19 protein-coding genes and 1 pseudogene are annotated in these 19,354 nt (G+C 45.2%); 13 read left to right on the top strand and 7 right to left on the bottom strand.

Features of this window, described 5'->3' with window-relative positions; all coding sequences use genetic code 11:
* Positions 1 to 26 precede the first annotated feature (26 nt).
* The 4 genes from OSC7112_RS03045 to OSC7112_RS03025 all read right to left on the bottom strand — a co-directional run bounded on the left by OSC7112_RS03045 (position 27) and on the right by OSC7112_RS03025 (position 4,590).
* Positions 27 to 1,667 (bottom strand): 2-isopropylmalate synthase, encoded by a 1,641-nt coding sequence (locus OSC7112_RS03045; RefSeq protein ID WP_015174514.1) that lies wholly within the window; start codon positions 1,665 to 1,667, stop codon positions 27 to 29.
* Positions 1,668 to 2,003: 336 nt separating this feature from the next.
* On the bottom strand, positions 2,004 to 2,525 hold the full coding sequence (locus tag OSC7112_RS03040) for a LabA-like NYN domain-containing protein (protein WP_015174513.1): 522 nt from the start codon (positions 2,523 to 2,525) through the stop codon (positions 2,004 to 2,006).
* 337 nt (positions 2,526 to 2,862) lie between these two features.
* On the bottom strand, positions 2,863 to 3,513 hold the full coding sequence (locus OSC7112_RS03035) for a response regulator transcription factor (protein WP_015174512.1): 651 nt from the start codon (positions 3,511 to 3,513) through the stop codon (positions 2,863 to 2,865).
* Between the two features lie 651 nt (positions 3,514 to 4,164).
* Positions 4,165 to 4,590: a (2Fe-2S) ferredoxin domain-containing protein gene (locus OSC7112_RS03025; RefSeq protein ID WP_015174511.1), complete on the bottom strand. Its 426-nt coding sequence runs from the start codon at positions 4,588 to 4,590 to the stop codon at positions 4,165 to 4,167.
* Between the two features lie 420 nt (positions 4,591 to 5,010).
* On the opposite strand from OSC7112_RS03025, the gene groES reads away from it, so the two are divergent.
* From groES to OSC7112_RS02990, 7 genes are all read left to right on the top strand, one after another.
* On the top strand, positions 5,011 to 5,322 hold the full coding sequence (gene groES / locus OSC7112_RS03020) for a co-chaperone GroES (RefSeq protein ID WP_006633072.1): 312 nt from the start codon (positions 5,011 to 5,013) through the stop codon (positions 5,320 to 5,322).
* 138 nt (positions 5,323 to 5,460) lie between these two features.
* A complete protein-coding gene (gene groL / locus OSC7112_RS03015) occupies positions 5,461 to 7,104 on the top strand; it encodes a chaperonin GroEL (RefSeq protein ID WP_015174510.1) in 1,644 nt (547 codons plus the stop codon).
* Between the two features lie 242 nt (positions 7,105 to 7,346).
* Positions 7,347 to 7,793, top strand: coding sequence for a type II toxin-antitoxin system VapC family toxin (locus tag OSC7112_RS03010; protein WP_015174509.1), 447 nt, complete (start codon positions 7,347 to 7,349; stop codon positions 7,791 to 7,793).
* Positions 7,794 to 7,981: 188 nt separating this feature from the next.
* A complete protein-coding gene (locus OSC7112_RS03005) occupies positions 7,982 to 8,341 on the top strand; it encodes a hypothetical protein (protein ID WP_015174508.1) in 360 nt (119 codons plus the stop codon).
* A 27-nt stretch (positions 8,342 to 8,368) separates the two neighbouring features.
* Positions 8,369 to 8,698 carry a hypothetical protein gene (locus OSC7112_RS03000; RefSeq protein ID WP_015174507.1) on the top strand — a complete coding sequence of 110 codons (330 nt, stop codon included), beginning with the start codon at positions 8,369 to 8,371 and terminating at the stop codon, positions 8,696 to 8,698.
* 89 nt (positions 8,699 to 8,787) lie between these two features.
* On the top strand, positions 8,788 to 9,450 hold the full coding sequence (locus OSC7112_RS02995) for a glutathione S-transferase family protein (RefSeq protein WP_015174506.1): 663 nt from the start codon (positions 8,788 to 8,790) through the stop codon (positions 9,448 to 9,450).
* Positions 9,447 to 9,860 (top strand): hypothetical protein, encoded by a 414-nt coding sequence (locus tag OSC7112_RS02990; RefSeq protein ID WP_015174505.1) that lies wholly within the window; start codon positions 9,447 to 9,449, stop codon positions 9,858 to 9,860. Before OSC7112_RS02995 ends, OSC7112_RS02990 begins: the two co-directional genes overlap by 4 nt.
* A 188-nt stretch (positions 9,861 to 10,048) precedes the next feature.
* Here OSC7112_RS02990 and OSC7112_RS02985 read toward each other — a convergent pair.
* The 3 genes and pseudogenes from OSC7112_RS02985 to OSC7112_RS02975 form a co-directional block, all read right to left on the bottom strand.
* Positions 10,049 to 11,715 (bottom strand): annotated as a pseudogene (locus OSC7112_RS02985) (IS1634 family transposase).
* 331 nt (positions 11,716 to 12,046) lie between these two features.
* Positions 12,047 to 13,135 (bottom strand): alanine dehydrogenase, encoded by a 1,089-nt coding sequence (gene ald / locus OSC7112_RS02980; protein WP_015174504.1) that lies wholly within the window; start codon positions 13,133 to 13,135, stop codon positions 12,047 to 12,049.
* Positions 13,136 to 13,238: 103 nt separating this feature from the next.
* Entirely contained in the window at positions 13,239 to 14,084 is an 846-nt protein-coding gene (locus OSC7112_RS02975) for a class I SAM-dependent methyltransferase (RefSeq protein WP_015174503.1), read from the bottom strand.
* Positions 14,085 to 14,521: 437 nt separating this feature from the next.
* On the opposite strand from OSC7112_RS02975, the gene OSC7112_RS02970 reads away from it, so the two are divergent.
* The 6 genes from OSC7112_RS02970 to OSC7112_RS02945 all read left to right on the top strand — a co-directional run bounded on the left by OSC7112_RS02970 (position 14,522) and on the right by OSC7112_RS02945 (position 19,341).
* The gene (locus tag OSC7112_RS02970; RefSeq protein WP_015174501.1) at positions 14,522 to 16,063 is read left to right on the top strand and encodes a DEAD/DEAH box helicase family protein; all 1,542 of its coding nucleotides are present in this window, start codon (positions 14,522 to 14,524) and stop codon (positions 16,061 to 16,063) included.
* Between the two features lie 54 nt (positions 16,064 to 16,117).
* Positions 16,118 to 16,579 carry a DUF3598 family protein gene (locus OSC7112_RS02965; protein ID WP_015174500.1) on the top strand — a complete coding sequence of 154 codons (462 nt, stop codon included), beginning with the start codon at positions 16,118 to 16,120 and terminating at the stop codon, positions 16,577 to 16,579.
* Between the two features lie 15 nt (positions 16,580 to 16,594).
* Positions 16,595 to 17,809, top strand: a complete 1,215-nt coding sequence (locus tag OSC7112_RS02960) for a DUF790 family protein (RefSeq protein WP_015174499.1) — start codon at positions 16,595 to 16,597, stop codon at positions 17,807 to 17,809.
* Positions 17,810 to 17,986: 177 nt separating this feature from the next.
* Positions 17,987 to 18,706, top strand: a complete 720-nt coding sequence (locus OSC7112_RS02955) for a DUF2786 domain-containing protein (RefSeq protein WP_015174498.1) — start codon at positions 17,987 to 17,989, stop codon at positions 18,704 to 18,706.
* A 69-nt stretch (positions 18,707 to 18,775) separates the two neighbouring features.
* Positions 18,776 to 19,009, top strand: coding sequence for a DUF433 domain-containing protein (locus OSC7112_RS02950; RefSeq protein ID WP_015174497.1), 234 nt, complete (start codon positions 18,776 to 18,778; stop codon positions 19,007 to 19,009).
* The gene (locus tag OSC7112_RS02945) at positions 19,006 to 19,341 is read left to right on the top strand and encodes a DUF5615 family PIN-like protein (RefSeq protein WP_015174496.1); all 336 of its coding nucleotides are present in this window, start codon (positions 19,006 to 19,008) and stop codon (positions 19,339 to 19,341) included. The genes OSC7112_RS02950 and OSC7112_RS02945 overlap by 4 nt, the downstream gene beginning before the upstream one ends.
* The last annotated feature ends 13 nt before the right edge of the window (positions 19,342 to 19,354 follow it).

Genomic DNA, 19,354 nt, shown 5'->3' with positions numbered 1-19,354 from the left:
AAGAAAAATGGCTGACAAGAAATTTATCAGCGCTGTGCTTTTGCAACAACTTGATTTCCGATCGCAGTTGGCTGTTCGGAGGATTTTTCAGCACTATGCTGCAATGCCTGATACAGGCGATTTAAAGCGCTGATGTATGCTTCTGCAGACGCTACGATAATATCGGTATTTGCTGAGTGACCGGAAAATACTTTGCCTTCGTGGCGCAAGCGAATTGTTACTTCGCCGATCGCATCTATGCCCGCTGTTACCGACTGTACAGAAAACTCGATCAACTCGTTGGGTACGTTTACCACCCGGTTAATTGCCCTGTAAATCGCATCCACAGGCCCAGTGCCGATCGCAGCATCGGTCAATTCTTCGCCTGCCGGATTCCGCACAGTGACAGTTGCTGTCGGGCGAGATTTGTCGCCGCAGGAAACCTGCACCAATTCTAACCGGAAAAGTTCCGGTGCTTGGTGCACTTCGTTATTGGCGATCGCCTCTAAATCCCAATCAGTAATCTCTTTTTTCTTGTCCGCCAAATCTTTGAACTTGACAAAAGCCTTATTTAGCTCATCGTCGGCCATTTCAAAACCCAACTCTTTCAAGCGAGTGTGAAAAGCGTGGCGGCCTGATAATTTGCCCAAGACGATTTGATTTTCAGTTAAGCCGATCGACTCAGCGTCCATAATCTCGTATGTCCGCTTATTTTTGAGCACTCCGTCTTGGTGAATTCCCGACTCGTGAGCGAAAGCATTTGCCCCGACAATCGCCTTATTTGGCTGCACCAACATCCCCGTCAAATTGGAAACCAAGCGGGAAGTTTTGTAAATTTGGCGCGAGTCAATCTTTGTCAGCGGTTCCTCAGAATCCGCAGCCCGGCCCAAGAACGGATTATAATATTGGCGCCGCACGTAAAGCGCCATTACCAACTCTTCCAGAGCCGCATTTCCCGCCCGTTCGCCAATCCCGTTAATCGTGCATTCTAACTGTCTGGCGCCATTTTTCACGGCTTCCAAAAAGTTAGCAACAGCCAATCCTAAGTCATTGTGACCGTGCACCGAAATAATTGCGCGATCGATATTCGGCACATTTTCCTTAATTCCGCGAATCAAAGCCCCAAATTCGCTCGGAGTCGTGTAGCCGACAGTATCGGGAATATTCACAGTAGTCGCACCCGCTGCGATCGCCCGTTCCAGAACCTGATACAAAAACTCCGGTTCCGATCGACAAGCATCTTCCGGCGAAAACTCCACATCATCCACAAAAGACTTAGCGTAAGCCACCATTTCCGGCACAATTTCCAGAACTTCAGCCCGCGTCTTTTTCAGCTTATACTCCAAGTGAATATCAGACGTAGCCAGAAACGTATGAATTCGCGCATTGGCTGCTGGTTTCAGAGCTTCTGCTGCTGTTTTAATATCTTGCTTTCTCGCCCGTGCTAAACCGCAAATTGTCGGCCCATCTTCCGTGCCAACCGATCGGGCTATTTTTTGGACTGCCTCGAAATCTCCCGTGCTGGTGAAAGGGAAACCCGCTTCAATCACATCCACGCCCAATCTCGCTAACTGGCGGGCGATCGTCAGCTTTTCATCCACATTCAGAGATGCACCCGGAGATTGTTCTCCGTCCCGCAAAGTCGTATCGAAAATAATAATCCGGTCTTGACTTGGTTGAGTTTTCATAGCTCTAAAAAAGTGTTTTCCTGATTGTTACTTGTCCGTTTTTCTGGATTTTTAGCCTCCAGTCAGTCGATTTTAGATTTTAGATTTTAGATTTTAGATTTACTCCACAGATGAATCTGGGAACTTAAACCTTAGTCTAAATTTTTGGGCTACTGGCGGCTCCTATCGGAAAGCAAGTATGCGTTTTTGGGCGGGGGCACCAGTCCCGTGTTTCGCGCCAATAACGAATAATTAATAACCCATAACCCATAACCCATAACTAATGACTAATAACTACTGACTAATGACTAATAACTACTAACTACTGACTAATGACTAATAACTACTAACTACTGACTAATAATCCATCTTCTCGATATGTTCCCTAATTTCATTTAGGTCTATATACCTATCTGTAGCATTTCGTAACTCTCTAGCAATCATTCCTTCGGTTGATACCACAGTAATATGAGTATTTTTCGAGCGGAGCAGCTCGATCGCCCGCTCAAAATCGCCATCCCCGCTAAACAGCACAACTTGGTCGTATTGATCCACGGTATTAAACATATCAACCACAATCTCTATGTCTAAATTAGCCTTTTGAGAATATCTGCCCGAAGCATCGTCGTAATATTCCTTGAGAATTTTAGTGCGAACCGTGTAACCTAGACTGATCAAAGCATCTCGAAATCCCCTTTGATCTTGGGGGTCTTTCAGCCCCGTATACCAGAAAGCATTAATCAACATGACATTCGGCTGCGAAGTTTTGAAATATTCGAGCACCCTGCGAGGATCAAAAAACCAACCGTTCTTTTGTTGAGCGTAGAACATATTGTTCCCGTCCACAAAAATAGAAAGGCGGTTCATTAAGTTTGTCATAGAAACTTAGACCTAATAATTGTAGAAAGAAGTTAATCTAAATATCACATTTTAGCAACATGGAGCTAACTGAGGCAATAGATTAGACTTCAGAAAACTCCATCTCCCCAGTATTTCATATTTTCGGCTCTACCGCCAGAGGGTTCTTTTAACCCTCCTTGCATTTGAGCGAGGGATCTTCACAAACTATACGCCTAGTAACTCAATACCGGCTGCCGTGTCAAGGTTAATGGCGCCTTCAAACTACCGCCTCGCGGGCCCTACCGCCAAGCAGACATACCGAAGCGCATAGCAGTAGATTTTGCTCCCCTGATTTCATAGCGCAGACTACCTCCGCTCAAGCCTTTTTGCTTTCAAGAGCCCAGCGTGCTAACTCTGTCCGGTTGTGCAGACCTGTTTTGCCGAGCATATTGCTGACGTGGCTTTCGATCGTCCGCTGGCTGACATTCATCACGTCTGCGATCTGGCGGTTTGCCATACCCTGCGCCAGCAACTGTACCACCTTTAACTCAGTGGGAGTCAATTCGACATTGCGGCGCGCCTTAATTTTTGGGCCGCTCTCCATACCGGGATTTGAGTGGCGAATCAAGCGGGATGCTGCTTTCAGAGAAGATTCCACTTGGGCTACCAGTTCTTCTGGTTCAAAAGGCTTGACTATATAAACGTCAGCCCCAGTGCTCAAGCCTTTTACTCGGTCTGAACTTTGACCTTTTGCGGACAAGAAAAGAACCGGAATCCAGCTCGTGCGAGGGTCTTCTCTGATGTGTTTGACTAAAGTGTAGCCGTCCATTTCCGGCATCATCACGTCGCAGATCATCAAGTCGGGAACTTCTTGTTCTAGTTTTTCCAGAGCGTCTCTGCCGTTTTCTGCTGTAATGACGTTGTAACCCCGAAACTCTAAGTAGTCCTTGACCAGCAAGATCAAATTGGGGTCGTCGTCAACCAGCATCAGCCGTTTTTGTTCTCCTGAATTATTGTCCTTTGTCATGTTTATTCCCGCTAAAGTATCCCGCACACTTCCTTGTTTTCACTTCTGTTTTTTCGGTCAGTCCCCCGCCACCCGGCTGGGAGTGGAGGACGACGATCGGCTGAAGGGATGGCGGTGAGGGAAAGCGGGGCGGGTATTACCGCTTCCCAACCTATAATCGATGGCTGTTTGCGAGTGTCTTGCGACCTGGAACGCAGCCCAAACCTGTAATCGACGATCGCCCTGTCAAGATCGACCTTGATTGATTGGAGATTCCCTAACAGAGCGCAAGTTAAATATCTTTAATCTCGATCGGTTCAATTTCAGGTTAATGCCCCGGTTTTAAATGATACTTCTGATATAGAGAAATTTAAGCAGACTCCCTACTTACGTATTTAACTGTTTCTAGTGTAGTTTGGCAACCTGCTTAGTGTCTGCCACTGAGAAATTTTTGCACAAAATTTCACAGTTGCTCCGATCGATTTTTTTTACTGTACCTTTTGAGAAACACAAGGAACACGGGAAACCGCACAAGGAAGACAAGAACCTAACTACAGTTTTATTGAGCTGTAGCAGGTGCGATCGCCCGGACGCCAAACTGTCTCAAATTCTCACCCTTAACCTTAAATTTAACACTTTACCTATAACCCTGTGCTTTCAACAGCGCTACACTTAAATGTCTGGCTGGGCCTGTGCAGGCACAGGCAAAGGATGAGTCAAGAAAGCGTATTCTTGAACGACCTTTGAGTTTAGGAGATGTTCCTGAATAATTCTCTCAATGACGGCGGGAGTAACGTCGCGATACCACACTCCGTCTGGATAGACTACCATAATCGGGCCAGACGCGCACACTCGCAGGCAATTGGCTTTCGTGCGAAAGACACAGGTTGGTCGAGTGGCACTTGGCTTGTCCAACCCCAATTCTTGCAAGCGTTTTTTTAAGTAATTCCACGCCTCCAGACTGGTTTGCCGCGAACAGCACTTGGGCACGGTTTGGTCGGCACAGATAAAAATATGCCGCTCGATTTGAGCGATGCCAAGGCTTTGGACGCAAGCGCTCAAGCCTTGGCTGCAAGATTCATCGTTAGGTTCAAGCATTTTATTCATTCGTCAACAGTAATTGGTTAGCGATCGAAAGTCATCACCACAGCCCCCCTGCCTCCCGTCTCAAGGCTAGGTTTTTTACAATTCAGAAATTGAGGGCAAGCAAGAGGCAAGTTTTAAACGCCTAACAAGTCGAAATCCGGGCTTTTTCGCGAATGGCTCTTTCCCCTTCTCCCTCTCTTCCCCTCTCCCTCTCTCTCCCTCTCTCCCCCTCTCTCCCCCTCTGCTTCCCTCCTACTCATTGTCGGTTCGGGAACCCGTACTGACAAGTAAGTTGCGATCGCCCCTGACAAAAGCTAAATTAGCACTCATGAGTCGAGAGTGCTAATATGTCAGTTGTAAGTAGTCCGCTGTTGCTTTCATTGTGACCCCTGACAACTGACTGACGACAATCTGTAATCTGGAGATATATTTATGGCAGCAGTATCACTGAGTGTTTCTACCGTTAAACCGTTAGGCGAGCGCGTGTTCGTGAAAGTAAGCGCTAGCGAAGAAAAAACCGCCGGCGGCATCCTTCTGCCCGACACAGCTAAGGAAAAGCCCCAAGTAGGCGAAGTCGCGGCCGTGGGCCCCGGCAAGCGCAACGACGACGGCAGCCGCACTGAAATGGAAGTCAAAGTCGGCGACAAAGTTCTCTACTCGAAATACGCCGGCACCGACATCAAACTCGGCACCGACGAATACGTCTTGCTGGCAGAAAAAGACATTCTGGCGATCGTTAACTAATTAATCATTAGTCATCAGTCCTTAGTCATCAGTCATTAGTTTAAAGCCAACGCCGCCAAACAACTAATGACACGGGACAAATGACTAAAACCCATCATCCCCAATCCAAAATCTCAAACCCTCTCATCCCCAAAAACTATGGCTAAGCGTATCATCTACAACGAAAATGCACGTCGCGCCCTCGAACGCGGTATGGACATTTTGGCCGAAGCAGTGGCCGTAACCCTCGGCCCCAAAGGCCGTAACGTGGTTCTCGAAAAGAAATTCGGAGCTCCTCAGATCGTCAATGACGGTGTTACCATCGCCAAAGAAATCGAACTAGAAGACCACGTAGAAAATACAGGCGTTGCCCTGATCCGTCAAGCAGCTTCCAAAACCAACGACGCAGCAGGCGACGGCACCACAACAGCTACCGTTTTGGCTCACGCCATGGTCAAAGAAGGTCTGCGGAACGTAGCAGCCGGCGCAAATGCGATCGCCCTCAAGCGCGGTGTTGACAAAGCAACGACGTTTTTGGTAGAAAAAATTGCCGAACACGCCAAACAAGTAGAAGATTCCAAAGCCATCGCTCAAGTCGGCTCCATCTCTGCTGGTAACGACGATGAAGTCGGTCAAATGATTGCCAACGCAATGGACAAGGTGGGCAAGGAAGGCGTGATTTCCCTGGAAGAAGGGAAGTCTATGACCACCGAATTGGAAATCACCGAAGGGATGCGCTTCGACAAAGGCTACATTTCTCCCTACTTCGTCACCGACACCGAACGGATGGAAGCGATTCTCGAAGAACCCTTCATCTTGCTGACAGACAAGAAAATCGCTTTGGTACAAGATTTAGTACCCGTGCTCGAACAAGTAGCTCGTTCTGGCCGCCCGCTGTTGATCATTGCAGAAGACATTGAGAAAGAAGCTCTAGCTACCCTCGTTGTCAACAAACTGCGCGGTGTGTTGAACGTGACTGCTGTTAAAGCACCCGGTTTTGGCGATCGGCGCAAAGCCATGTTAGAAGATATCGCCGTATTGACCGGCGGTCAACTAATCACCGAAGACGCCGGTTTGAAACTGGAAAACACCAAGCTCGACATGATCGGCAAAGCCCGCCGCATCACCATCACCAAAGACAGCACCACAATTGTTGCCGAAGGTAACGAAGCCGCCGTCAAGTCCCGCTGCGAACAAATTCGCCGTCAAATGGACGAAACCGAGTCTTCCTACGACAAAGAGAAGCTGCAAGAACGTTTGGCCAAATTGGCTGGCGGCGTCGCAGTCATCAAAGTCGGCGCGGCTACCGAAACAGAAATGAAGGATCGCAAACTGCGTTTGGAAGATGCGATCAACGCTACCAAAGCTGCTGTAGAAGAAGGAATTGTCCCCGGTGGCGGTACAACTTTGGCTCACCTGACTCCTCAATTGGAAGAGTGGGCTAACAGCAGCCTGAAGGGCGAAGAATTGACCGGTGCATTGATTGTGGCACGGGCTCTGGCTGCTCCTCTGAAGCGGATTGCTGAAAATGCTGGTTTGAATGGCGCTGTGATTGCTGAGCGCGTCAAAGAAAAGCCGTTCAACGTCGGTTTCAACGCAGCGACAAATGAGTTTGTCGATATGTTTGAAGCTGGTATCGTTGACCCTGCGAAGGTGACTCGTTCGGCTCTGCAAAATGCAGCATCTATTGCTGGCATGGTGCTGACAACCGAGTGCATCGTCGTTGACAAGCCTGAACCGAAGGATGGCGCTGCTGCTGCTGGCGCTGGCGGCGGCATGGGCGGCGGCGACTTCGATTACTAATTAATCGATAGTCGATCGTTTGATGGGGCGGGCTTTAGGGCCCGCCCTGTTATTTTGGTAACGGTTTTTAGCATAGGCATAACTTTAACTCTCAAGCGAAATTAACTAAACGCTCAATCTATAAAGCCCCCGTCCCTCTGTATAAGGTCCCCGTCCCTCTGTAATCAAACGCGAGCGAGGTTATACCCAAAAACCTAATCCTGCGTTAACAGTTAATTTCTTTCTCTTGCAGAGGATTGAAAATGCCGCAAAAAACCGTTTCCCCCTCTAAAAAATGTATTCTGGATACCGATCACGTTTCACTCATTCTCCAGAATAGTCCTCAAGTTATCGCCAACGCAGCAAAACATGAGATTTCCGTCACTATTGTTACGGTTCAAGAACTTTTCAATGGCTGGGTTGGCAGGATTAACGATCCGTCCCTAGTGCATAACTTACCTGGACTCTATTCTAAACTTTGGACAACTGTAAAATATCTCCAAACTATTGAGGTACTGGACTTTACACCGGAAGCTGATACTTGTCTCAAGAAACTGTTAAAAGATAACCCGCCCTTGCGAAAAAATCGCCTGGAAAAAGATATGCGGATCGCTGCCATTGCCTTGTCTATCGGTGCTACGGCGATCACTCGCAACAAACGAGACTTTGGGCAAGTTCCCGGACTTTTAATCGAAGATTGGACGCTGTAGTGCGTTGGGGAATCCCGCCGAAGGCATTGCTGCTTTTCCGTATGCTGCGTTGGGGGATAAAACCCAACATTCATCCATCGGGATTTAGTGTGACTTTGGGTTCACAGCGATCGCCCCTTGCCTGAAATAGTGAGGGATTTTTTTTCTGCGATACAATCAAGACAGCACTTAAAAATCGTGATTTAAACATGGTAACAAGCTTAAATGTATTGCAATCCCAACCCTCTAGCCAATTAAAAGTGACACTCCTGTTAGAAACCCTATCATCAGGACAGGTTTCTGCTTCTGTTTTCGAGTTTCCGCACTGTCGAGTTGAAGCAGCAACTAGGGAAGAAGCAATTACCCAACTTCAAACCACATTTTTAGAACGACTTAAGCATATTGAAGCTATTTCCTGGGAAGTACCGATTCAGGCTTCAGAACCCACCTGGATGCAATTTGCGGGTGTGTTTAAAGACGATCCAGATTTTCAGGAAATTATGGACGAGATTCGTGCCGAACGTACCTCTGACGATGACTCTGAAATCGACCCCTCATACTACCTGTAGAGGTGATTTATAGGATAGTAAGCTAACATGAATCTATCATTTAAAGATTTAAGGTTTATTATAGAAGCCATTGAACATCAAATCAATGGCTATCAAGAACGTTTGCAGGTAATTGAAGAGGTAGATGAGGATGAGGCTGCCGATCTAGGCAACGATATTAAATTTTTAGAGCTTCTACTAGCAGACATGACGACAACTTTAGATCAGAATACTACTGAACGGGAAGATATCGCTTATGAACAAGCACTATCTGAAGCCCTGGAAGAGACTTTTGCCGAGTGGGAAACTATCGAAGCGATGACAGCAGAGGAGGCATGTGAACATATCAGAGCAATTTCATATCAAGCTCTCGAATAACTTTGAGAGAAGGCAGCAAAAACTGATCCGCCTAAGTGCATAATCAAAATGTGGCTTTTATTACCTCTCAATAACCACCCCCACCATTTATGAAACTTTACCACACCCCAATTTCCCCAAACTCCCGCCGCGTCTGGATCGCCCTCTTAGAAAAAAACCTCGACTTTGAATTGGTAGAAATCCACTTGGACGGCGATCACTTGCAGCCTGAGTTTGTCGCAATCAATCCTTTTCACCGCATCCCTGTTTTGGTCGATGATGACTTCACTGTCGTCGAGTCTATGGCAATTCTTGACTATCTAGAAACGAAGTATCCCGAACCGACAATGCTGCCGAAAGATCCGAAAGATTTGGCAGTTGTGAGGATGGTAGAACTGGTCACGGTTAACGAACTTCTGCCGGGACTTAACCCGCTAAGCAGTGAAAAAATGGGCTGGGGAACTCCCCAACCGCAGGAAATCGCAAAGGCTAAGGAAAAAGTCGATACTGTGTTGAAATTCTTTGAAGGCTTGCTGGACGATCGCCCTTTTTTCGCTAGCAACAGTGTCACGTTTGCCGAGTGCGTTGCCGGCACCGTCGTGCCCTTGCTATCTTGGGTTGATGTTCCCCTAGACGGCTATCCTAAAATTCAAGCTTGGTGCGATCGCCTGCTTGCCCGTCCCTCATGGCAGCAAACTCAATTCACCGAGGCAGATTTGGCGGCTTTTGTATCTCGCAGACAAAAGTTTCTGGCACACTCTGAAGCCTCATGAACCAATCAATTGTCAAGCGATCGCTCTTTTTCCTAGCTGTTTTCGCCTGCATCCAAATTCCCATCGCAGCAATGGGGCAGCCCGCCGCCCGATCGAACTACGAATCAATTAACGTCAAACAGTTCCTGGGCGATCGCCAAATTACCGTCTCCAACCCCAAAGATATCGCAGCAAAACTCTTTAGCAGCGACACAGAATCTGAAGGCAGAAAAAGCGACCAAATTTCAGTTGAATATCCCACGCGAGAAACAGCCGTAATTGTCCAAACCGTCGTCGGTTTAGCTGACGATTCTGTTGCCGGAATGCGGCACCGCATCGAACTCACATTCCGCAGATGTGGGTCGGATTTTTTTATCAGTTGTGAAAACTTGGAAGCCAAACCATTTTGGGCTGAAATAATGCAGTGTTAGCGTTACAGAAGGTTGTTGAATTTAGCTAAATTAAGTAATTTGAAATCATTGACTTTTTCTCACATATTCACATTGCTTTTTATCGCGGTCAATCATTTTTTTAAAGCAAGGCAACTTATGCCAAGAGCAAATTATCTTGACTAATTAATGAAAATTATTTACAAATATCTACACCTCGAACTCAATCGTTATTCACTCGAAAACATTAAATAGTATTGACAGCAATACTCTCCTAAATACCGCAAGATATCTTGACGCTCCTCGGTTAAATTACTGACCTGCTTCGCTCCATTTATAGTCACTAAATGTACCGCCTGGAACATCTGAAATATCCACCGTATTGTCGGCTTATCAGTCAATTTCTTTACCTGATTTTTAACTCGATCGTTGGTAGCTGATAATTGTTGTCTCAATTTCTTTTGCGCCAGGTTATATACCAACAAACACAGTCCCATTATCATTCCGATTGCTTCAACTCGCTCCGGCTTTTTCACGAATACACTCGAAGTAAAAAATAAAGGATCTTTGATAAATCTAAATCCTCTCTCATTACTTTGCTGCGCTTTGTATTCCGATAATACCTCTAAATTACTCACTGCTTTAGTGTCTAAGATGTTTGTGGCTAATATAAATCTCCCAGCTTTGACTTTTTCCGCTTCGATTGCTGAATTTAGGGGTTCTATTTCACCCGTCACTTGATAGACTATTGTTTGTGTCTCGCTCGAATTTTTGAGCTTTTTTTTTGTTGTTTTAACTGGCTTTTCTTGAGATTTAATTTCTGTTATTTGGTGATACTTCCATGAGTCTGATAACTTTTTTATTGCAATTTCTGCATCGGCAATACAAGCAAAGTTTTGTTTAGACAGTTTATGCAGTCTAGCTTTTGCTGATTCTGACTGTTTCTCTACTTGCTTAATTATTTTTTTAAGATCTGCTTGCTTTCTGATTTCACTTTCTATTACCAGCCATCTTTGCTTGCTCTTGGCATACTCACTGGTTCTAGTTGCTATTTTATAGCCTTTTATTTGAGATTTTTCCCAGTCACTATCTTCAATATTGCAGATTTTATCTTGAGCTTCTTGTATGCTTAATGGCACTCTGGTTATCCATTTCATTCCTGCCATTGCTGACAAATTTTCTGCTGTGTATAAGGCACTGTCTGCTACACAGATTCCGTCAAATGTCCATTGTTTTTTAAATTCTTTCAATCTCGCAACAAAGACACTTTTATCATCGGCGTTTCCGTCATCTATTTTGAGATACAATGGCACGTCTCCATCTCCAGTTACGATTGTGTCAATCATAAATTGTTTGAGGTCTGGTCTTTGATCTCTTGAATAGCCGTGAACGATTTTTATGGTTTTCATGGAAGATTCTGTGTCTTCAGATTCTGTCTCAACTTCCTGGCTATTTCCCTGACAGTTTTTGTATGCTCCTTCTACTGATATTGAACTGCTGTCTAAGTGAACGCTTTTCATTGAAACTTGAAACTTTAGAGCCACTTTCATGGCAATTGCTGTGAATAATTTTGTCGTTCCAGCTTGATGATATTTGTCTAATGCTCTCCCGATTCTGTCATCCGGCAAATTGTTCTGGTGTTACTCCTTCTCCAATTAGATGTTCTGTTGCTTTTCCCAGAAAAAAACTGTCAAATAGGTAGATTGGGGCGCTCAAAAATCCCAATCCGTTCAAAATCATTGCTTTCATTACTTGTCCTGGGCTGAGAGTTTCTTTAGTTCTTATTCCAATTTTTTTGTTGACTTCTTCTACTAATTCCATTTCGTCTATTATCCCCGCTACTATTCCCTGCAGGGTCTAAATTTACGATATTTATAGCTTCCGAGGGCTTTTTCATGGTTTTAAGGGTTGCTCTAATTGCACTAATTATTATACCTTAAAAAAACCTCAAATGATTGCATAGCAATCATTTGAGGTTTTGACAATTCTGATTTTTTTTAAAATTAAATCATATAGAATATCTGCGGAATGTGGGATGTATTATTAGGTACATTTTACACCATAAACTCAGGAGAGCCAATTGACCCCATCTTTTTTTACTACCATAAATCGGTCTAACCTTTGTTAGTTACGGGTCAAGACGGGGTTTTCACCCCCTGAACTGTTGCTCCTACCCGCACCAAAATACAATTTAGATGCGGGACAGCTTACTTAAAAAAAGTGGGAATCTAATCGGCAAAATCGGGGAAAACCTCGCGCACGGCCGGATGCACCAATCGGTGGTTCTGCACGTTCAATCCCTTCCCCAAACTCGGATTTATTTCCAAAGCTTTAATCCCGTTATTTGCCAACTGCAAAACATAAGGCAAAGTGCTGTTATTCAAAGCTTGAGTCGCAGTCCAAGGCACGGCACCGGGCATATTAGGCACGCCGTAATGCACGACTTCTTCCTCAACATAAGTAGGATTTGTGTGAGAAGTTACCCGCAAAGTTTCCACGCAGCCGCCTTGGTCAACGGCTACGTCAACAATCACAGAACCGGGGTGCATATTCGCAACAAATTCGCGAGAAACTAGCACCGGAGCTTTTTTCCCCGGAACCAAAACCGCACCGATTAACAAATCAGCATCGGGAACAACTGCTTCAATTTGCAAAGGACTGCTGTAGAGGTATTCTACTCGGGAACCGAACAGAGTTTCCAAGTAGGCTAAGCGATCGACATTTACTTCTAAAATCTGCACTCTAGCGCCCATTCCTACAGCAATTCTGGCTGCTTCTGTGCCGACAATCCCGCCGCCCAAAATCACAACTTTACCCGGTCTTACCCCCGGTACACCACCCAAAAGCACTCCTCTGCCACCTTGCTGTCGTTCCAGAAACCGAGCTCCGAACTGCACGGCCAAACGGCCTGCAATAATGCTCATCGGCGTCAGCAGCGGCAATTTTCTGTCCGGGAGTTCGACGGTTTCGTAGGCGATGGCCTGGACTCCGCTGCTGATTAAATGCTGGGTTAATGTGCGATCGGCAGCCAAGTGCAAGTATGTAAACAGCAACTGCTCTTTTTGCATCAGCGGATACTCAGCAGGCAGCGGTTCCTTAACTTTAACAATTAGTTCGCGCTTCCAGACATCTGAAGCCTTGAAGACAATCTTAGCCCCTGCTTGAACATAGTCCTCGTCCGCGAAACCGGCCCCAGCACCAGCATTCGTTTCTACAAAAACTGTGTGGCCTTTGTCCGAACAAGCCCGGACACTTGTGGGGCTAAGCCCGACTCGAAACTCCAAATCCTTGATTTCCTTGGGGACGCCTATTTCCATCTATAACCTCTAATCTCAGGCATATGTAGATCGAATCTAACTTAAAAACCATCCCCAGCGGGACAATACTCTTGTAGATTTTAGCTTTGGCAATCCGGCTGGGCTAGGATAATTTTTGTTGGATTTTCCCCCAGATCGATCGCAATTTCCCAAATGGATCGTTTTCCATCAAGTCGATCGTCTTTTTAGCTTTTTCCAACTGTAACTGTAGCTGTTGAATTTGATATTGGTAATTCTGCAATTCCGAATTGGCTTCCTCCAACGGAATTCGCATTGCTGTTTCCCCAGTATTTTTTCTGATTGCAACATCGTGATAGCCTAGGGACTGAAAGGCAAAAAATACCATTTCCCAGTTATTCGCAATACAAAACTCATTGACTGCTTTCGCCACACCGTAAGGCATCACCTCGCATACCGACCAATTCGTGTAATCGTTAAACACCATTATTCCTTCGGCTTTAACCTTAGTATAACCTTGCTGAATATCTTTGCATACACCTTGATATTCGTGGTCGGCATCGATATATATCCAGTCAAAATATTCGTCATGAAAGCTCTTTAAAATTGTCGAAGAATCCCCTTCATGAATCTCTACAGTTCCATTTTCTATCCCTTCTTGAACTAGACTTTTTTGTTTTTTGCTGATTTCTGCTTTGAATAAATCAAAATTATAATCGATCAAATGCAGCTTTTTGGGCTGGGCAATAGCCATAATTTTTTCCGCAAAGCGCCCGTATTGAGTTCCCACCTCAGCCACCACACTATTTTTAGGCAGATATTCCAATATTTTTAATCGACTTTCAACAAAACGACAATTCTTAACGTGACAATCTTGAAGCATTGGGGCCGACAGCAGGAATGGATTGTCATCAAAATTATTCCACTTCTCGTTATTCCAGTCCTTAGTCGCTTGTAAAAATCTTTTTTTGTATTCGATAAAATCAAACATATTATTCCGATGATAATTGAACGAGAACCCTTGCGGAAAATATCTAATCAATACCAAGCATTTTTTAGTCACTACCTAAGTCCTTTTGCCTATTCAGAAGCAATGACTCAAGTAGCTACTACATTTTTTTGACATTGTTGACCTTTGGGCATTTTTTTCGGGTACAAAAAATACTAGGGTCATCCTATTTGATGTGTGAACGAGATTTTTTGTAGAGGAACCCCTGATGGTGTATAGAAGGAGAAAAGAAAGAAATATTGAGCTTGAAAAATCCTGAAAGGATTACTACTTAATTTTAAGTTAACCCTATTTAAGTTTAAAATACATTAGGGTTTAATAGATATGATTAAATAATAGCCGATCGAGAGTATGCTGTCAATATATTTGATCGGTCACTTATAATTTAACAGGCATAACTCGCCCCCCTATCTAAACAAATGCCACGGATACCTACCTTAACATTCGATCGCGGAACGCTGCTGCTGCACCCGCCGCCCAAAGGCAGAGACTGGGTGGACTTTGCGACATGGGACGATCGCGTGGAAAAATACCGCATTCGAGCAATTCACTACCGCCCGCTGGTAGAATGCCTCCAAGCCGAGTGCATTCACTTCACCGACGAAGCTAGGGCATACGAATTACTCGAACTCGTACCCAGTGTGGAAATGCAGCCTTACCCACATCAAGAACAAGCCCTGGTAGCTTGGCAGCAAGCCGGCAGCCAAGGAGTAGTTGTCCTCCCCACTGCTTCCGGCAAAACTTATCTGGCACAATTAGCCATGCAAGTCACTGGTCGCAGTACATTAATTGTAGTACCAACTCTCGATTTAATGCACCAGTGGTATGCTAATTTAAAGGCAGCTTTTCCCGACATCGAAATCGGATTGTTGGGCGGAGGTTCGCGGGACAAAACGCCAATTTTAGTGGCAACCTACGACAGTGCAAGTATTCATGCAGAAACCTTGGGCAATAAATACGGTTTGCTGGTTTTTGACGAATGCCACCATTTGCCAACGGACTTTTATCGAGTAATTTCCGAATATGCGATCGCGCCTTTTCGACTCGGACTGACAGCTACACCCGATCGCACCGACGGCCGCCACAGCGATTTACATTTTCTCATCGGCCCGACAGTATTTAGCAAAAGACCCGAAGATTTGGCAGGCGATGCTTTAGCCGATCATAAAATAGTTCAAATCATGGTAAAACTGTCAAAAGAAGAGGGCGATCGCTACGCCGAATTAATCAACATTCGCAACGACTTCTTAAAACAGTCTAACATCAAAATATCCAGCCTGGATGGTTGGAAACAGTTTATCATGGCAAGCGCGCGATCGCCCCTAGGACGGCGCGCCATGCTAGCCCACCGCCAAGCCAAAGAAATCGCCCTTTGTACCGAAGGCAAACTGCGAATTTTAGCCAACATACTAGCAGAACACTCTCCCCAGCGCACCCTAATTTTCACCGGAGACAACGCCACAGTTTACCGAATTTCCCAAGAATTTCTCATCCCCACAATTACCCACCAAACCCCAGTCAAAGAACGCCACGAAATCCTCGAACGCTTTCGCAGCGGCGAATACAAAACCCTCGTCGCCTCCCACGTCCTCAACGAAGGAGTGGACGTTCCCGACGCCAGAATTGCTATCATATTGTCAGGCACCGGCAGCGAACGCGAATACATCCAGCGATTGGGTAGAGTTCTCCGCAAAAGCAGCGATGTAAATAAGTTAGCAATTCTCTACGAAGTCGTCACCGAAGACACCAGCGAAGAAAGAACATCCCAACGCCGCCGAGGAGGAATGCAGCCTCACAAACCCCAAGTAAAAACACAAATAGAACCGCCAAAGCCTGAATATCAGAAATTAGAAACTGTCAAACCGACACCCATTTACGGAGTCAACCGAGAGATAACCAAAAAAGCAGCAGAATTACCCGCCAAATGGGGAGAAAAAAATGATGATTCCCAAGAATCTTGAAGATTGCCCAATTAGTGTATAATCTCAATATTAACTAATTTACCTTACCTAAAAATGAGCGAAACTGCACAACTAACTAACTTTAAAGTCTTTCCCAAACATACTGGAGTATGGGAGGGAGACTGGACAATACTCGATGCAGACTGCAAGGAAACCCTGCGTTTTACAGCCGTGTTAACCCAGAAAATTGTTGACAACGAGTGGAGGCAAACTAACGTTCAAACTTATGCCAATGGCAAGAGTGAAACCCAAAATTTTGTGGGTCATGTTGTCGGTGAAGGGCAAGTGCAAATTGAAAGTCCCGACTCGGTTTTTGCCAACTACAAGACACTAGCGACAGAAGTTGGAGATAATTTGATAATTTTTCAAATATGGGACAAGGCAACTGGCATTCTGAGGGCTGTTGAAACCATCAATCTCGTCAGTTCAGATCGGCGAATTCGGACTACCCAAAGCTTGACAGAAGATGGAAAACTCAGGGGAGTTATGGTAATTGTTGAACACAAAATTGAGTAAAACTTTTCACGGCTTATGTTACCCACTGATTTATTAAGTCACCGCCAAAACGGGGAATCAATCATTCCTCTCCGCCTCAAGATAGATGCTAAAAACTTAGAAGCAGCTAAGGAAACGATCGACTGCTTCCAAGAGTCGATCGGCAAAACCCAAGGCGAACTCGACGGACGCTTGCTAGAATTAGAAGGCGACAGCCCCGATTATCGGCTGAAACGGGGATTAGCGCACCTCCTGAAAAGCGGTTTCTGCACCTTGGAAGTCATCAGTCCCCTAGAACCGTCAGAGTTGAGACAGCGGGTTTTTGCATTGTCCGCGCGATCGACTCCCAGCCCTCAATCCACCCAATTAACCCTGGAAAAAGTAGCAAGTGAACTCAGCCAAGAGTTAAACAGAGAAGTTTTTCCTCGCGAAATCACTACAGGTTTATACGCCGATTTAAACGAAAACAAAATCCTCACTGAGTTTAATGCACCAACTCCAGAAAACTTGCTTCACAAATACAATCTTTCTCAAGTTCAAGGCATATTTTACCGAGCGAGTCAAGTTCAATTAACCGCCCACCGCAACGATCCGGGAGAATACAAACTATTATTTCGCTATCTGAAACTATTTCAATTAATGACTTACATCGAAGGCGATGCAGACCACGGTTTTACACTGACAATAGACGGCCCTACAAGCTTGTTCAAACCCAGCACCCGCTACGGCTTAGCCCTGGCGAAAATGCTGCCGGCACTGCTGCACGTCACCAAATGGAGTATGCACTCGACACTGCACACAAAAGACCCTTTTAGCGGCGTTTTGAAAACAGGTAAATTTACCCTAAATTCCGACTGCGGTTTAGTCAGCCACTATCCCCCAGGCAAGCCTTATGATAGTATGTTAGAAGCCGCATTTGCTGAGAGATGGAATTCCACAAAAACCGAGTGGCAACTAGAGCGAGAAGTGGATTTAATTCCGATTCCAGGTAGTGTGATGATTCCCGACTTTCGGTTAGTGCATCCCGACGGGCGAGTATTTTTATTAGAAATAGTTGGCTATTGGCGGCCGGAGTATTTGCAAAAGAAATTTGCACAAGTACAGAAGTCTGAATGCGATAACTTGATTTTAGCTATTTCCGAACGGCTGAATTTGGAGAATGCTGGGGTAAATGTAAATGACGTGCCGGCAAAAGTAGTCTGGTTTAAAGATAAATTGTTGCCCAAATCCGTCCTAGAAATCCTCGAATAATAACCAATCCGCGCATCAGTTGCAAACTTCTTTCTTTCTCTCTCTCTGCGCCCTCTGCGCCCTCTGCGGTTCAAAAAAATCCTCCTCAAAAAACATCGCACATTCCCAGCTATACTAAAATAGGAATTCACCCAAATCCTTGCCACCGCGTAGTCTCACCCTAAAATCGATTGAAAAATGCCAGACACAAGTATTGTCGAAAGAATCAAAAAGCTTTTAGCCCTCGCCACCTCATCAAATGAAAACGAATCGACTGCTGCGGCCGAAAAAGCTTCTCTTTTACTGGCACAGTACAATCTCAGCCTCGCCGATTTAGGGCCAAATCACCAAGAAGAGATTGACGAAAACTCAGTTGAAACAACATCGAAATTTGTCACTTGGAAAATGATGCTGCTTTCGGGAATTGCGGACGCTAACGGTTGCACTGCCATGCGAAACACTTATAATGGCAGTATGTTTTTGGTGGGAACTTCTACCAACCTGATTGTTTGCAAACATCTGTACGAATATTTGAGTTCCGCGATTGAAAAAAGAGCGAAGTACCGCAAAGGAAATGGGAGGGGATTGGCGTATTTGAATGCTTTTAGAGTTGGATGCGCGACGAGGTTGAGGCAAAGATTGTTGGAACAAAAACAGGAGATGGAAAAGTCAGGGATTGCGGGTTCGGGGGATACGGCGGCGACTCCAGCGATTGTAGTGCGATCGATGTTTGAGAAAAATCAACAGGCGATCGCGGATTATCTAGAGGGCCGAGGGGTTAAAATTAGAACGAGAACAGATTCTCAAGTCAGCAGCGCGGCGGGTTTTTATTCGGGGTATGAAGTGGGCGACAAAATTAGTTTGCACAAGCAAGTGCAGCCGCAAGGGGATATGAAACAACTTAATGAATGTCTTTGAGTAGGGCGTGCGATCGTGAAAATCAGCTTCCTAGGTTAGAATTAAAAACAGAAACTACAGAAGAGAGCCATGTCAGACCAAGATATCGCTAATATAATTACGATCGAACCGGGTAAACGAGGTGGTAAACCTTGTATTCGAGGCATGAGAATTACAGTCTATGACGTGCTGGAATATCTTGCTTCTGGGATGACTTATCAAGAAATTCTAGATGATTTTCCCTATCTCACCCAACAGGATATTTTGGCTTGCTTGAGTTTCGCCGCTAAACGCGAACAGTTTATGTTAGTCGTTGGGTCATGAGGCTACTTTTGTTTGACCAAAATCTCTCTCCTCGTCTTGTCGATCGCCTCGCAGATATCTACCCTGGTTCAGTTCATGTTGATGGGATTGGATTAGCTACTATACCAGATCGCGAGGTTTGGGATTATGCTCGTCAGCATGACTATATTATTGTTACCAAGGATGCGGATTTTAGTGAATTGAGTCTATTGTTGGGATTTCCCCCAAAGGTAATTTGGATACGTCGCGGAAATTGTTCAACAGGGGATATAGAGAGAATGCTAAGAGAAAACTATGGTGCGATCGCAGCTTTAAGTGAGACTCCTAATACGGCAATTATCACTTTGTTTTAAGGGAAGTGAAAAA

This window comes from Oscillatoria nigro-viridis PCC 7112 (assembly GCF_000317475.1).
In the GTDB taxonomy this organism is placed as follows: Bacteria; Cyanobacteriota; Cyanobacteriia; order Cyanobacteriales; family Microcoleaceae; genus Microcoleus; species Microcoleus nigroviridis.
The sequence above is the reverse complement of the archived record's forward strand: the minus strand, read 5'-3'. Positions and strand labels throughout refer to the sequence as shown.

Bases quoted from the DNA above. Each gene is read 5' to 3' on its own strand.
- OSC7112_RS03025 (WP_015174511.1), bottom strand. From the start codon at position 4,590: ATGCTTGAACCTAACGATGAATCTTGCAGCCAAGGCTTGAGCGCTTGC.
- OSC7112_RS03010 (WP_015174509.1), top strand. From the start codon at position 7,347: ATGCCGCAAAAAACCGTTTCCCCCTCTAAAAAATGTATTCTGGATACC.
- OSC7112_RS03040 (WP_015174513.1), bottom strand. From the start codon at position 2,525: ATGACAAACTTAATGAACCGCCTTTCTATTTTTGTGGACGGGAACAAT.
- groES (WP_006633072.1), top strand. From the start codon at position 5,011: ATGGCAGCAGTATCACTGAGTGTTTCTACCGTTAAACCGTTAGGCGAG.
- OSC7112_RS02975 (WP_015174503.1), bottom strand. From the start codon at position 14,084: ATGTTTGATTTTATCGAATACAAAAAAAGATTTTTACAAGCGACTAAG.
- OSC7112_RS03005 (WP_015174508.1), top strand. From the start codon at position 7,982: ATGGTAACAAGCTTAAATGTATTGCAATCCCAACCCTCTAGCCAATTA.
- OSC7112_RS02970 (WP_015174501.1), top strand. From the start codon at position 14,522: ATGCCACGGATACCTACCTTAACATTCGATCGCGGAACGCTGCTGCTG.
- OSC7112_RS02960 (WP_015174499.1), top strand. From the start codon at position 16,595: ATGTTACCCACTGATTTATTAAGTCACCGCCAAAACGGGGAATCAATC.
- ald (WP_015174504.1), bottom strand. From the start codon at position 13,135: ATGGAAATAGGCGTCCCCAAGGAAATCAAGGATTTGGAGTTTCGAGTC.
- OSC7112_RS02965 (WP_015174500.1), top strand. From the start codon at position 16,118: ATGAGCGAAACTGCACAACTAACTAACTTTAAAGTCTTTCCCAAACAT.
- OSC7112_RS03000 (WP_015174507.1), top strand. From the start codon at position 8,369: ATGAATCTATCATTTAAAGATTTAAGGTTTATTATAGAAGCCATTGAA.
- OSC7112_RS02955 (WP_015174498.1), top strand. From the start codon at position 17,987: ATGCCAGACACAAGTATTGTCGAAAGAATCAAAAAGCTTTTAGCCCTC.
- OSC7112_RS02950 (WP_015174497.1), top strand. From the start codon at position 18,776: ATGTCAGACCAAGATATCGCTAATATAATTACGATCGAACCGGGTAAA.
- OSC7112_RS02995 (WP_015174506.1), top strand. From the start codon at position 8,788: ATGAAACTTTACCACACCCCAATTTCCCCAAACTCCCGCCGCGTCTGG.
- groL (WP_015174510.1), top strand. From the start codon at position 5,461: ATGGCTAAGCGTATCATCTACAACGAAAATGCACGTCGCGCCCTCGAA.
- OSC7112_RS03035 (WP_015174512.1), bottom strand. From the start codon at position 3,513: ATGACAAAGGACAATAATTCAGGAGAACAAAAACGGCTGATGCTGGTT.
- OSC7112_RS03045 (WP_015174514.1), bottom strand. From the start codon at position 1,667: ATGAAAACTCAACCAAGTCAAGACCGGATTATTATTTTCGATACGACT.
- OSC7112_RS02990 (WP_015174505.1), top strand. From the start codon at position 9,447: ATGAACCAATCAATTGTCAAGCGATCGCTCTTTTTCCTAGCTGTTTTC.
- OSC7112_RS02945 (WP_015174496.1), top strand. From the start codon at position 19,006: ATGAGGCTACTTTTGTTTGACCAAAATCTCTCTCCTCGTCTTGTCGAT.